The organism is Methylocella sp., assembly GCA_037200525.1.
GTDB lineage: Bacteria > Pseudomonadota > Alphaproteobacteria > Rhizobiales > Beijerinckiaceae > Methylocapsa.
In genome coordinates, this window is the sequence record JBBCGG010000001.1 from 3,420,929 (window position 1) to 3,434,667 (window position 13,739).

Below are 13,739 nucleotides of genomic sequence, written 5' to 3' on the forward strand. Positions count from 1 at the left end.
GAAGTAAATTCAGAGCATTAGCGGCAACGCTATAGGGCCATGGCAGGTTGATGGCGCTGTCTGAGACGTGATTCAAGCTCCGAAACCGGAGCCTCGAATCATGCTCTACGAACTCAGCGATTGTGAATGGACCGCCATCAAGCCGATGCTGCCGAACAAGACGCGCGGCGTCCGGCGTGTTAATGACCGTCGCGTGCTCAATGGCATCTTTTGGGTTCTTCGTTCAGGTGCGCCATGGCGCGACCTGCCCGAGATATACGGTCCTCGCACCACTTGTTACAATCGCTTCGTTCGTTGGCGGCGGGCTGGCGTCTGGGACCGGATCATGGATACGCTCGCCGCCGGTCATGATGCGGCGGTGTAGATGATCGATACTTCCGTCGTGCGCGTGCACCAGCACGGAGCCTGCATCACTGATAACAATCAGCAACATGTAGGCCGGTCGCGAGGCGGTCTGACAAGCAAGATTCACGCGGTCGCGGACACCAACGGGCTGCCTGTCCATCTCGCGCTGACGCCCGGTGAGGCACACGACAATCGGCTGTGTTCGGTTCTTCTCGGCGGGTTGCTTCCACGAACGATGTTGCTCGCGGATCGCGGATACGATGCAGACTGGATCAGGGAGCTTGCTCGCCGGCAAGGAGCATAGGCTAACATCCCGCCGAAACGAAATCGCAAAGACCCGATCTGCTTTAGCCCTTATCTGTATCGCGCCCGAAACCTGATCGAACGGTTCTTCAACAAGATCAAGCAGTGTCGGCGTGTCGCGACCCGATACGACAAACTCGCGACCAACTACCTGGCCTTCATCAAGCTCGCATCAATCCGGATTTGGCTGCGCGCTAATGAGTCCACGCCTTAGTACGACCTCTTAGCGATAGACCGCTGGCCGGCGGCAAGAAATATAAATCCCATTTCGGGATTGACAAAAGATCAATCTGCAGAAGATTCTTCCAGAATGTGGCAGGAGAACCTTAATTCGTGGCGACATAGTGGCAAAAAGCGTGAAAATCCCGTACCTTAAAACGCGCCGCAGCGGCTATTATTGGATTCCCAAACCGGAAATGCAGGCCGAAGGCTTTCTTCAAAAGCCTTTGGGAACGGATCTTGAGAAAGCGCGGCAAGAAGCGCTGCGGCTTTACGAACATTGGTGCCGCTACAAGCGGGGCGAGGATACCGCTCCGAACGTAAAGGTCAGCCGCGACCAAGCGACGGCTGGAAAGCGATATCCGCCCGGATCGATGGGTGAGGCTTTCCAAAAATGGATTTTCACAAAGCAATGGGCGGACCTTTCGCCCAAAACCCGCAATGGTGAATGGTGGCCAGCTTGGCGTTTTAGGATCGAGCCGGTGTTCGGCCGCGCAAATCCCCGCACCATTGGCTTTGACGCCCTCTCCGCGTGGCATCAGGCTATCCTGGAAGACTCCGGGCTCGACACGGCGCACCGCGCGATCAAAATTTGGCGGCGCCTGTGGAAAATCATGGCCGCGATGCAATATTGCGACGCCACAAAGGACCCTTCGCTGGCGATTCGAAATCATGCTCCCAAAGCTAGAAACCAGAGGTTTGTCCACGGCGAGGTTGTTCTCCGGGTCAAACAGGCTTGGCGGTCCGGCTATAAAGGGCTCGCCTGCATCATAGCCATTTGCTGGGATTCCCAGCTTTCTCCCGGCGACGTGCGAAAGCTGCGGAAGCGCCATATGGTCGAATCGGCAGGCGGTCGGTACTTCGATCTGTCGATCGAGGGCCGGTCGAAGACGGGTGTCGCGGTCATGGGAACGATCTCCAAGCGCACCGACAGGCTCGTCTCGGCTTACCTCGCCGAGCGCGGCGTCGAGCTGCTCGACGAAGCGTTCCTGTTCCGCAATCGATCCGGCGCGCCATATCGGGAAGACACCCTCCCCGACGACTTCCGTGCGCTTATGAAAGCATCCTTTGCCGGCGATCTGCGCCAACTTCGCGATCTCCGTCGATCCGGCGCGATGGAGGCCGCCGCCGGCGGCGTCGATTCCAAAGCACTTGCCGACAAAATGGGCAACAGCATCAACACGTCCGATAAGTTGCAAAAAACCTATCAGCCAGTTGATTTGGCGAACGTTCGCCGCGCCGACGCAGCACGAATTGTGGGGCGGAAAGCAGTGCGCGAAGCGAACAAAAAGTGATTAAAAGTGGAAAAGCTTCCGCCAAAAAGTGGAAAAGTAAAATGAGAAAATCGGCTAAGTCATTGATTTTATGGCGACTCCGGCAGGGTTCGAACCTGCGACCTGCCGCTTAGAAGGCGGCTGCTCTATCCAGCTGAGCTACGGAGTCAAGCCGGCCTTTGCCTCGAATTCAATGAGTCCATTGGCCGAGCCGGGTAGATTTGAAATTATCCGAATATGAAAGGATTTTACGGGGATCGGATTTCGGCTCCTCGACGCGATAGGCGAGGCGATTCTTTTGCGCGTAGGCGATCGCTTCTTCCTTGTCGCCGAAACGCAACCGCACCTGGCTCTTCATATCGCCTGAACTCGTCCAACCCATCAGCGGATCGATCTGGCGCGCCGATTCCGGCTCGAATTCCAGCACCCATTGCTTGGTTCGCGCGTTTCCCGACTGGGTCGCTGTTTTGGCGGGACGGTAAATGCGTGCGGTCATATCGAGCGTTCCCACTTCAGAACATTTTAGGCGTCTATGCGGCTGCCTCAAGCGGCGCTGATCCTAAACGCAACGGCACGGTTCCATAGTGGTCGGGGCAGCAGGATTCGAACCTGCGACCTGAAGTTCCCAAAACTTCCGCGCTACCAGACTGCGCTATACCCCGCATCGAAAGCCCTTCGGCACCATCGCGCTTCTCGCTATCACGCGGCTCTACTGCGAACAAGTTTTACGCGCGGCTGTGGAGAACTTCGCAATCATTTGCCAAAAAGCGGATGCCGCACGCTATCGCCGATCTTCAAGCCGATTCTGGCGGCGGAGCCGGCGTTGACCTCAAGAACGCTATAGACCGGCCCCCCGGAAGGAATAATCGCCCGCGACAAAGGTTCGGTGTTTTCCGCTAGCGCCACTACCTTGCCCGTCTTGGAGATGAAAACCATGTCGAGCGGCAAAAATGTATTTTTCATCCACATTGCAACTGGCTGCTCGACCTGAAAATCAAACAGCATGCCTTGATCCGCCGGCAGGCTCCTGCGGAACATGAGGCCCCGCTCGCGCTGAGCCTGCGTGCGCATGACTTCGACAGAAAATTGATGCGCCCCGCTCGATGTGACGATTTCGAGCTTCTCCAGCGCCGCCCGCGCATCTTCCGCCTCAACGCGCCCAGCCAAAGCCGAGAAAATCGCCAGCAACGCCAACAGAATGGTCCGAAAAGAAGACCGCGCAGGAGCGCCGCGGCCGCTCCCCAAGGTCAATTGTTTTTTCAAATATCTACCCTCGCGAACTCGGCCCTAGCAGGTTTTGCGTTTTTGAAGGGGCCAGGTCAATGCGACAGAGACGGCGCGGCGTTCAGCGGCCGCACTTCCGCCGCCATCAATCCCTTCGGACCGTCGCCGAAACGCACGAGGAGGCTTTCGCCCGGATGTAAATCCGCAATGCCATAATGGCGCAAGGTTTCCATGTGTATAAAAATATCTGTGGTCCCATCGCCGCGGGTGACAAATCCGAACCCCCGCACGCGATTAAACCATTTGACCACGACGATTTCGAAGCCGCTCGTCGGCGTCACCTTGACGTGGGTGCGCGGTTGGCTTTCTGAAGGATGCGCCAACGATCGATCCATTGAAACGATTTTTAGCACCTGAAGTCCCTTTGCGCGGCGAACCGCCTCACAAACAATCGCGGCTCCTTCGGCGGCATTAGCAAAGCCGTCCCGGTGCAAGGTCGTGATGTGCAAAAGGACGTCGGGACCGCCATTATCCGGGGCGATGAAGCCATAGCCCTTGACCACGTCGAACCATTTGATCCGGCCGGAAATCTCGAAAAGATCGTGCGGTTCGAAGGGAGCAGCCTTGGCGTCCAAATCGAACAGAAATGAGCCCGGATTTTTGGCGGAGCATTTTTCGTCCAAGGAGCAATCTCCCAAGAATGCGCTGGCGCGGCGTCGAAAATTGCGCGGCGCAGCCGAATCATCCGCCGGCAAACCTCAACTCTCCGCAGGATATCATCGCCCCGCCATAGCGACAGCCGGAAAGCGCAGGAAGGTGTGGATGACTTAAAAAAGCTCGAGCGGGATTTTTGGAAACGATGGCGCATGCCGCGTCAAAGCGAAGGGAACGCGACCCGGAACAGAGCTTCAAGTCAAATTGATCGCGCGCCGCATCTTTCTGTTTCAACGCATGATCGCAAAAAGGCTGCGCTTTTTCTTTCGGGATTGGTGTTCTAATACGAATCTTAACAAAAATTGAACCAGACTCAAGTTGAGCTAGGTGGACACAAGACCAGCAAACATAGTATCAGCGCGCTCCGCTCACTAATTTGGAACAGGGCTGCAGCCGCATATGGCCAGAAGGTTTTCCATCCCGCTGCGCGCCGCGGCGATCCCTATTTTGATCGCCCTCATCGCGCTGATGGAGGTGAAACATCTTGGCCAATTCTATCGGCTGTTCACGTTCATCTTTGTCTTCTTGCTGCTTGTCGACATCGCTTCGCTTACGCGCGGCAAAGCCCGCGATTTTCAGATCGTTCTCGCCTCAATTGTCTTAGGCCTTTGCATCCTTGAAGCGACTGCGGATATCTTGGCCGCCAAGACTTGGCTCCAGGTGACCCCCGGCGAGTCGGTTCGCCAACCGATCATGGGGTGGGGGCCAGAGCATGCCGGACGCTTTCATGCCGACAAGCGCTATTCGGAAGCCGGCCCCTCCATCTATGGCGCCGATTACACGATCGATTCGGATCTGCTGCGGCAAACTCATTCAATCGAAAGCGGTCCGGCGATCGTATTTTTCGGCGATTCCTACACATTCGGCGATGGCGTCAATGACGCCGACGCGCTGCCGCAGATGTTGGCCGATTCGCTCGACCCCAAGCAGCGCGTCGTCAATCTCGCCTTCACCGGTTACGGACCGCAGCAATTCCTGCGGGAGATGGAGGTTGGCCGTTTCGATTCCGTCATCGGGCCTCATCCCAAACTATTTATCTTCATGACGGCTGTCTGGCATGCCGAGCGCACCGCCTGCAAAGCCTATTGGACGCCACATGCGCCGCGTTATGCCCTGGAGAACGGCAAAGTCGTCTTCAAGGGAGCTTGCAATGAAGGAGCCAGCCGACTGGCGCGGGAGTTTCTTCAGAACACAGCGGCTTATCGCATGTTTATCGAGCCCTATCGCACCGCCATCAATCATGAGGACGTAGAGCTCTATATACGGATCTTGGAGGCGGCGGTGAGGCTCGCCAAGGAAAAATACGGGGTCGCAACGCTTGTCCCATATCTGCGAGTATCGAAGGATTATCTGAGCACGACGGGATTCACCAATGAGGAAGTCATCGAGCGCCTGCAAAATGCAGGGGCGATCGTCATTGATGCGTCTCTTCTCGACGAGCAAGCCGGCGGGGCGGTCATCAGCATCCCCGGGGACGGCCATCCAACGCCTCTCGCCAATCGTCTCAGGACATCGATGCTCAAAACCTATATTGAACAGCGCTTAGCCGACGTTTCGCTTTCAGGATCTGGACTGCGGCAGCAAAATTAGATCATCCTAAAATCATGAGCGAATCAGGATCCTTCGCCTATGGATAAGCGGCTCTTCACCAAGCTAAGGTTCGCCGCGCTGCCTATTTTGGTCGGCCTTATAACGCTGATGGAATTGAAGCATCCTCTCCCGCTATTTCGGCTGCTGACCTTCATCTTCGTGTTTTTGCTGCTCGCCGACCTCGCCTTCATTTTGCGCGGCAAATCGCGCGATCTCCTGCTGATCCTCGCCTCGTTCGCCTTCGGGATCTGCGTCATCGAGGCCGGGGCCAACGCCTTGGAGCCGAAGTCATCGATCAACATGACGCAAGGCTGGTCGGTGCGCCAGCCGATCATGGGATGGGGGCCGGACCGTCCAGGACGTTTCCATGCGGAGAAACGGGACCCGACCATCGGGGCGACTATCTATACCGCCGACTATACGATTGATTCGAATCTGCTGCGTGAGACTCACTCGATTCAAACTGGTCCGGCGATCGTTTTTTTTGGTGATTCCTACACGTTCGGAGACGGCGTGTCGGACTCCGAAACGATGCCGCAGGTTCTAGCCGACACGCTGGAGCCGAAGCTACGCGTCGTCAACCTTGCATTCACGGGCTATGGACCGCAGCAATTCCTGCGCGAAATGGAGACAAGCCGCTTCGACGCCCTCATCGGTACGGATCCGAAGCTTTTCATTTTCATGACGGCTCCCTGGCATGCCGAGCGGACCGCATGCAAAGCCTATTGGACGCCCTTTGCGCCGCGCTACGCGCTTGTGAACGGAGAGGTCGCATATCAAGGCGCTTGCAACGAAGGAGCGAGCCTATGGTTGCGGCAATGGCTCGAGAACACGGCGGCTTATCGCGTCTTTATTGAGCCCTATCGCCATGAGGTTAATCGCAATGACGTCGATCTTTATGTCCGCATCCTGGAGGCGGCGGTGAGACTGGCGAAAGATAAATACGGCGTAACAACGCTCATTCCTTACATTCGCACGCCGCCAGAATATCTGCGCGCTTCAGGCATCAGCAATGAAGCCATTATGGATCGCCTGAAAAATAGCGGCGCCGCGGTCATCGACGTTTCTCTCCAGGCGGAGGAAGCCGATGGCGCTACGATCAGCATCAAGGGCGACGGCCACCCGACGCCCCTCGCCCATCGCCTCCGGGCGTCAATGCTCAAAAAATATATCGAGCAGCCCTTGTCCGGTCCTCTCCTTTCGGGACTGAAGTGACGTTTTCCGTTCGTCCGCATCGCTCGCACACAGCACGGTTCCTTTTGTCATGGTCATAAGGCTTCCCCGCAGGCGTCAGTTTGTGGCAGCTCCTGTTCTGGTGGGGCTGATCATTTTGAACGAGTTGGCCGGCGCCTTTCATGGGTTTCGGCTGCTTTCATTCGTTCTTTTATTCCTCCTCGTCGCCAACATCGCTTCGCTGACGCGCGGCGCGGCGCGCGACGGCGTGATGGTCTTGGCGTCGCTCGTCTTCGGACTTTGCCTGGTGGAAGCTGCGGCAAATATTCTGGAGCCCAGAACATGGATCTCGATCGACAGAGGCTTGTACGGAAAGCAGCCAATCATCGGCGCCGGACCAAACCATCCGGGGGTATTCCATGACGAGAAGAGAGACCCAAAGACCGGAGCGACGATCTACAGCGCGAACTACACCATAAATTCCAATTTTCTGCGCGCGATGCACTCCAGCGACAGAGAGCCGACGATCGTCTTTTTCGGAGATTCCATGACGTTTGGGGTTGGAGTTGCGGACGCTGATACGATGCCGCAACTTTTCGCCGATTCGCTCGACCCGAAGCAGCGCGTTCTGAACGTCGCCTTTGGCGGCCATGGTCCCCAGCACTTTTTGCGAGAACTCGAATCCGGCATTTACGATCCGCTGATTGGTTCGCGCGCGCGCGTGTTCATTTATATGACGGCGCCCTGGCACGCCGAGCGTATGACCTGCAGACCGATCTGGGTGTCGACCGGGCCGCGCTATGTGCTCGAAAATGGCGAGGTCGCATTCAAAGGGCCTTGTTATGAAGGCGTCGCTCTTTGGTGGCGCGGATGGCTCGAGAATGCGGCGTTCTATCGACGGTTCGTCGCGCCCATTGGCCAAGGCGTGAGCCATGACGATATCGAACTGTATATCAAGACCTTGGCGGCGTCCGTGAAGCTCGGCAAGGAGAAGTACGGCGTCCCGACGATCATCCCTTACATTCGAGCATGGGGCAGTTACCTGACTGCAACCGGCTTCACCGATGACATCATTATCAAACGCCTGCAGGACTCCGGCGCCATCGTGCTCGATATGTCGCTCAGGAAAGAAGAAGCCGAAGGGGCCAAGCTCAGCATCGTCGGCGATGGTCATCCAACGCCCTTGGCTAACCGCATGAGGGCCGAGATGCTCAAAAATTACATCGAGCAGCACATACCAGGGGTATTGCTGTCCAAACTGGAATGATGCGCGATGGACAAGTCGTCAAATGCCTGACTCAAAATCGAATATAGCAATGCCGAAAATGCCTTCAACCGCGCTCCGCTTCGCGGCGATGCCGATTATAATCGGCCTGATCGCATGGATCGAGACGAGGCAGCCGTTCACATTCTTTCGGCTCGTCAGCCTCATTCTGGCTTTTTTTCTTCTCGCCGATGTCGCCTCGCTCATGCGCGGCAAATCGCGAGACTTGGCGCTTGCGCTCGCCTCCCTCGTTTTCGGTCTCTCTCTCATCGAAGGCGCCGCAACGGCCTTGGAGGTCAAACAAATGCTGGTCGTGACCCCAGGTTGGTCGGTTTTCCAACCGATCACCGGATGGGGAGCCGAACACCCAGGACGCTACCATGCTGTGAGGACCGATCCGAAGACCGGCGCGACGATCTACAGCGCCGATTACACAATCGATTCAAATTTGCTGCGGCAGACGAACTCGGCCAAGACCGGTCCTGCGATTGTTTTTTTTGGCGATTCTTTTACTTTTGGTTTTGGCGTGAACGACGCCGATACGCTGCCGCAGTTGTTCGCCGATTCGCTGGATCGCAAGCAGCGCGTTCTCAACCTCGGCGTCGGCGGCTTTGGACCGCAGCAGTTTCTGCGCGAAATGCAGACGGGTCTCTATGATTCCGTCATCGGCCCGCAACCGAAGCTATTTATTTTCATGACGGCCGTCTGGCATGCGGAACGCACCGCTTGCAAATATTCCTGGGGAGCCCATGCGCCGCTCTATGCAGTTGAGAACGACCAACTCGTATTCAAGGGTGCCTGCTACGAAGGGCTAGGGCTTTGGGCGCAACAATTTTTATGGAATAGCGCGTCGTATCGCTTATTCGTCGAGCCGTTTCGTCAAAAAATGAGCCATGACGATATCGAGCTCTACATCCGAATCGTATTAGCCGCGGTGAAACTCGCCAAGGAAAAATACGGAGTTCCGACGCTGATCCCTTACATCCCGGAGAAAGAAGACTATTTCGCCGGGACAGGTTTCAGCGATGAGGCAATCATTCAGCGGCTGACGGATGGCGGGGCCATCGTCATCGATGTCTCCATCGACCAAAAGGCGGGCAATGAGAGCCCGCTCAAAATTCCGGGCGATGGTCACCCGACGCCGCTCGCCAATCGCATCAGGGCCGGAATGCTCAAGACCTTCATCCAACAGCACATCTCAGACGTTCTGCTGTCAAAGCTGGAGTAAACCAATCTGAATATTTTTGCCTCGCCGCGCAGTCCAAAGTTCGACCCGGCTGCGGCCAGCAAGCTCGGCTTTTGGATTCGTCTCGCCGCGATTCCAATTCTGGTTTGCTTGATCATATCGGTGGAGAAAGCGCGGTCTCTTGGCCTGTTCCGATTGATCACTTTCTCCCTGTTTTTTTTGCTTGTCGTCGATCTGGCGTCCTTGGCGCGCGGCATCGCACGGGATTGTCTGCTGATCTTCGCGTCGCTGACCTTCGGCCTCTGCCTGATCGAGGCTGCGGCAGCGCTATGGGAGCCAACGCAACAGATCGTCTCGACGCAAGGGTGGTCGGTTTATCGGCCTATCATTGGTTGGGGCCCCGAGCGCGCAGGCCGCTATAGTTCCAAAAAAACCGATCCGCACACTGGCGCGACAATCTACAGCGCCGACTATACCATCGACCAAAACTTGCTTCGGCAAACGGATTCGAGCCAGACCGATTCGACAATCGCCTTCTTCGGCGACTCCATCACCTTCGGTGTCGGCCTGAACGACGCCGACACGCTGCCGCAACTCTTCGCCGATTCGCTACGCGCCAAGGAGCGCGTGATCAATCTCGCCTTCTCCGGTTATGGTCCGCAGCATTTTTTGCGTGAAATGCAAACAGGCCTCTATGACGCCGCCATTGGTCCACAGCCAAAACTCTTTATTTTCCTTACTTCTCCGTGGCATGCTGAGCGAACTTCGTGCAAGGCCTCATGGGTTTTAAGCGCGCCGCGCTATGCGCTCGAGAATGGCGAGGTCGCATTCAAAGGGCCTTGTTTTGAAGGAGCCGCCCTGCAGCTAAGGGAATTCTTGTGGAACTCCGCCGCTTATCGCGCGATCCTAGACCCTTACCGTCAAAAAGTCAGTCACGACGAGATCGACGTTTATCTTCGAATCTTATTAGCAGCCGTGACCTTGGCCAAAGAAAAATATGGCGTCCCGACGCTGATTCCTTTTATTCAGGCTCCTGAAGGCTACCTGCGCGGGACAGGCTTCAGCAATGACTCGATCATCGAACGTCTGCGCGAGGGCGGAGCCGACGTCATTGATGTGTCTTTGCTCAAAGAACAGGCCGATGGCGCGACGATCAGCATTCCGGGCGACGGCCATCCAACGCCTTTAGCCAATCATCTCAGGGCCTTGATGCTGAAACATTATATAGAACAGCACATGTCCGGGGCGCTGTTGTCACAACTCGACTAGAGCCGACAAACCCGAGCCCCTTATGCTGATAAGCGCATCGATCTCGGCTAACGCCGGGATCGAAAGTCCAAGTCAGGCAGCCTGAACTTCAGCGCGAGAGATGAACTCCCAAAAATGCGTCAGTCGAGTTCGAAGGCGTTCTTATAGTCGAGCTTCAATTCAGGGTTTTGCTGATCCTTATGAAGTATGCAGTTCCCGACCGCGAGAAACTCTATTTCGCTGCCCATGAAACAGCGGAAGGCGTCCTCGGGCGTATTGACGATCGGCTCGCCGCGGACGTTAAAGCTCGTATTGATGAGCACAGGACATCCGGTCAGGTCCTCGAAGCGACTGATTAGCGCGTGGTAGCGCGGATTAGTCTCCTTGTGGACGGTCTGCACGCGCGCCGAATAATCGACATGGGTGACCGCCGGAATGTCGGAGCGCAGCACATTCAGCTTATCGATGCCAAAAAGCGCCTGCTCGTCGTCAGACATTTTGCGGCATCGATCGGAGTCTACCGGAGCCACAAGCAGCATATAGGGCGAATCCGCATCGAGTTCGAACCAGTCCACGACGCGCTCACGCAGCACAGACGGCGCGAAGGGACGAAAACTCTCGCGGTACTTCACTTTAAGATTGAGCGCTTTCTGCATGGTCGGCGAGCGCGGATCGCCAAGGATCGAGCGATTGCCCAGCGAGCGCGGGCCGAACTCCATCCGCCCTTGGTGCCAGCCGACCGCCTGCCCGCCGACCAGCGCGGCCGCAGTCTCCTCAATCAATTGCTCGTCGTCGACGACGCTGAAAATCGCGCCGGCAGCCTTCAACCTCTGTTCAATATCGCTCTGGGCGTAGCTTGGGCCTAGATAGGCTCCCTGCATCGAGTCGGGTTGTTTGACGCTTTTGACCGCGCGCCCGCTGTTCTCGCTATAATAGACCGCCAGAGCTGCGCCAAGCGCCCCTCCCGCATCGCCGGCCGCTGGCTGGATGAAAATTTTGTCGAACCGTCCGTCGCGCAAGACTTTGCCATTGGCAACACAATTCAGCGCCACCCCTCCGGCGAGGCAGAGATTGCGCAGACCCGTTTCCGCCGCAAGCGATCGGGTCAAGCGCAGCACCACTTCTTCCGTCACGGCCTGGACGGAGGCCGCGAGATCCATGTGGCGCTGGTCAAGCGGCTCACCCGCAAGACGCGGTGCCCCGCCAAAAAGCGCGTCAAACCGCTTATTGGTCATGGTGAGGCCGGTCGAATAGCCAAAATAATCCTGGTTCAGCCTGAATGAACCATCCGGCTTGACGTCGATCAAATGCTCGAGGATGGCTTTTGCATATTTGGGTTCGCCATACGGCGCGAGACCCATCACCTTATACTCGCCAGAATTGACCTTGAACCCGGTGTAATAGGTGAACGCCGAATAGAGCAATCCGAGGGAATGGGGAAAGTGAACTTCCTTGGTGATGCGCAGCGCATCGCCCTCCCCGATCGCCGCCGAGGTCGTCGCCCACTCGCCAACGCCATCCATCGTCAAAACCAGGGCCGACTGAAATGGCGACGGATAATAGGCCGAAGCCGCATGCGAAAAATGATGTTCGCTGAAGCGCAACTTTGCCTTGTCGCCGAGCGCCGGATCGATGCCTTTGAGTTCGCGCAAGAGTAGATCGCGCTGAAACAGCTTCTCTCCGATCCATAGCGGCATCGATTTGCGGAAAGACGCAAAACCATCCGGCGCGAAGGCCAGATACGTCTCGATGAGCCGCTCGAATTTCAGAAAGGGCTTTTCGTAAAAAACCACCCGATCAACCGAACCCGCGTCAACTTTTGCCTCTTTGAGGCAATAGGCAACGGCGTTGGCCGGGAAGCCGGGATCATGTTTTTTGCGCGTGAATCGCTCTTCCTGAACCGCTGCGATGATCTCGCCATCGCGGATCAGGGCCGCTGCGCTGTCGTGATAAAAGGCCGAAATGCCAAGGACCAGCATCGCGAACCGATCAAAACAGCGTATAGATGAAAGGGGCCACGACTGAGCCTTGGCTCAGCACGAACAAGCCGCCGAAAATCAGGAAGAGAACCAGCAGGGGCAGCAGCCAGAATTTCTTTCTCGCGCCCAAAAATTCTAAAAGCTCGGCAAAAATCGACATTTATTGACCTCAAAACTGTTTCGTCAGTGCGCCTTGCCCAGGGCTCAGCGGTTGACGTTCGATCCAATAGGTCTTGGCTTCGGGCTCCATCTTCAGGCGCAGCAGATCGGCGCCCTTCTTGCGCAGATACCAGCCAAGCGGCGTAACCGCGACAAAAAACATGAGCCCCATAATGACCGGATTGACGATTCGGTTCAAAAGCAAGCCCAGCTTGAACCAGGCGCGATTGAGTGGCGTCAGCCAATCAGGCTTAAGCCAGCCAGACGCCGCGAGCGCAACGCCGAGCGCGAGAAGGACCCATTTCGGCGAATTCCCATGCACCACAGGCCAGACCCCTAAAAGCGCAAATATAGCGCCAAGAGTGAGGCCGAATTTCCGATTTGAGCCGAGTACGACCTTACGGAAGCTCGAAACGTTTTCATGTGTTTGCATTACGGTCCAGTCGGTTTGCTTTGCGGCCTTAAATCGAAGAGCCAATAGCGGCTAAAGGCTGGGTCTTTCCCCGCCACGCGAGGGAACGAGGATCAATGTGCGGCCGGCTCTCCAGATCTTTCCACGAAGGCAGCTTCGTCCCCCAATCCGCAGGCCTGCGCGACGCCTTTTTGACGTATCCGCGAGGTCGGAACAAGCGCGGCTGGGGAAGCTCCCGAAGGAAGATCGATTGTACTCTCGCGCCTGCAAAGTCAAGAAGCCACTCAACCAAGCTGGCGTCTGAATCGACCGCAAGTTTCTTATGGCTCGGTTCAAGAAGCCCTCGGGAACCGCGGCCTGCGAATCACTCCATGGCTACGTCCCTGTCTCGTCGCCAAGATCTCGATTTCCAAAGCTCGCCACAACTTAAAGGCTAACATTCGCCGCTTTGCTCATCTATTTGACTACAATCATTTGATTGGCATTCCACCGCGTCCGACCGAACTGGCTGATGGAAACAGCTGTACGCTTCGACGCGTAGAAAATGAGTGGTTTAAGATGAAAAGCCTACAAAAATAATGGACATTTGCGACAAGCCTTAATATTTGCTGATAAAGGGATAAAAATGCGCTGCGCGCCTGATTTGGAT

At 56.4% G+C, this 13,739-nt stretch carries 12 protein-coding genes, 2 tRNA genes and 1 pseudogene; 7 read left to right on the forward strand and 8 right to left on the reverse strand.

The features are described from left to right. Positions 1–100 precede the first annotated feature (100 nt). Positions 101–862: pseudogene (locus WDN46_16810) on the forward strand (IS5 family transposase). 130 nt (positions 863–992) lie between these two features. Then, positions 993–2,162, forward strand: a complete 1,170-nt coding sequence (locus WDN46_16815) for a hypothetical protein (GenBank protein MEJ0095014.1) — start codon at positions 993–995, stop codon at positions 2,160–2,162. Between the two features lie 71 nt (positions 2,163–2,233). On the opposite strand, the gene WDN46_16820 is transcribed toward WDN46_16815, so the two are convergent. The 5 genes from WDN46_16820 to WDN46_16840 all read right to left on the reverse strand — a co-directional run bounded on the left by WDN46_16820 (position 2,234) and on the right by WDN46_16840 (position 4,009). Beyond that, positions 2,234–2,310, reverse strand: a tRNA-Arg gene (locus WDN46_16820). Between the two features lie 21 nt (positions 2,311–2,331). Continuing rightward, a complete protein-coding gene (locus WDN46_16825; protein ID MEJ0095015.1) occupies positions 2,332–2,637 on the reverse strand; it encodes an ETC complex I subunit in 306 nt (101 codons plus the stop codon). Positions 2,638–2,726: 89 nt separating this feature from the next. Continuing rightward, positions 2,727–2,803: transfer RNA gene (locus WDN46_16830), tRNA-Pro, on the reverse strand. A 91-nt stretch (positions 2,804–2,894) separates the two neighbouring features. Then, positions 2,895–3,326 (reverse strand): DUF192 domain-containing protein, encoded by a 432-nt coding sequence (locus tag WDN46_16835; protein ID MEJ0095016.1) that lies wholly within the window; start codon positions 3,324–3,326, stop codon positions 2,895–2,897. 134 nt (positions 3,327–3,460) lie between these two features. After that, on the reverse strand, positions 3,461–4,009 hold the full coding sequence (locus tag WDN46_16840) for a cold-shock protein (GenBank protein ID MEJ0095017.1): 549 nt from the start codon (positions 4,007–4,009) through the stop codon (positions 3,461–3,463). A 469-nt stretch (positions 4,010–4,478) separates the two neighbouring features. Here WDN46_16840 and WDN46_16845 point away from each other — a divergent pair, with 469 nt between their 5' ends. From WDN46_16845 to WDN46_16865, 5 genes are all read left to right on the forward strand, one after another. After that, positions 4,479–5,669 carry an SGNH/GDSL hydrolase family protein gene (locus WDN46_16845; protein MEJ0095018.1) on the forward strand — a complete coding sequence of 397 codons (1,191 nt, stop codon included), beginning with the start codon at positions 4,479–4,481 and terminating at the stop codon, positions 5,667–5,669. 39 nt (positions 5,670–5,708) lie between these two features. After that, complete coding sequence (locus WDN46_16850) at positions 5,709–6,884, forward strand: SGNH/GDSL hydrolase family protein (GenBank protein ID MEJ0095019.1); 1,176 nt, start codon at positions 5,709–5,711, stop codon at positions 6,882–6,884. A gap of 82 nt (positions 6,885–6,966) precedes the next feature. Continuing rightward, positions 6,967–8,109 carry an SGNH/GDSL hydrolase family protein gene (locus WDN46_16855; protein ID MEJ0095020.1) on the forward strand — a complete coding sequence of 381 codons (1,143 nt, stop codon included), beginning with the start codon at positions 6,967–6,969 and terminating at the stop codon, positions 8,107–8,109. A 49-nt stretch (positions 8,110–8,158) separates the two neighbouring features. After that, a complete protein-coding gene (locus WDN46_16860) occupies positions 8,159–9,334 on the forward strand; it encodes an SGNH/GDSL hydrolase family protein (protein MEJ0095021.1) in 1,176 nt (391 codons plus the stop codon). 108 nt (positions 9,335–9,442) lie between these two features. Then, positions 9,443–10,561 carry an SGNH/GDSL hydrolase family protein gene (locus tag WDN46_16865; protein MEJ0095022.1) on the forward strand — a complete coding sequence of 373 codons (1,119 nt, stop codon included), beginning with the start codon at positions 9,443–9,445 and terminating at the stop codon, positions 10,559–10,561. 119 nt (positions 10,562–10,680) lie between these two features. Here WDN46_16865 and WDN46_16870 read toward each other — a convergent pair whose 3' ends face one another. Genes WDN46_16870 through WDN46_16880 form a run of 3 tightly spaced genes read right to left on the reverse strand, consistent with a single transcriptional unit; the run spans position 10,681 to position 13,111 of the window. Further along, entirely contained in the window at positions 10,681–12,519 is a 1,839-nt protein-coding gene (locus WDN46_16870) for a carbamoyltransferase (protein ID MEJ0095023.1), read from the reverse strand. 10 nt (positions 12,520–12,529) lie between these two features. Beyond that, the gene (locus WDN46_16875; protein MEJ0095024.1) at positions 12,530–12,679 is read right to left on the reverse strand and encodes a DUF5989 family protein; all 150 of its coding nucleotides are present in this window, start codon (positions 12,677–12,679) and stop codon (positions 12,530–12,532) included. A gap of 9 nt (positions 12,680–12,688) precedes the next feature. After that, a complete protein-coding gene (locus WDN46_16880; GenBank protein ID MEJ0095025.1) occupies positions 12,689–13,111 on the reverse strand; it encodes a hypothetical protein in 423 nt (140 codons plus the stop codon). Between the last annotated feature and the right edge of the window lie 628 nt (positions 13,112–13,739).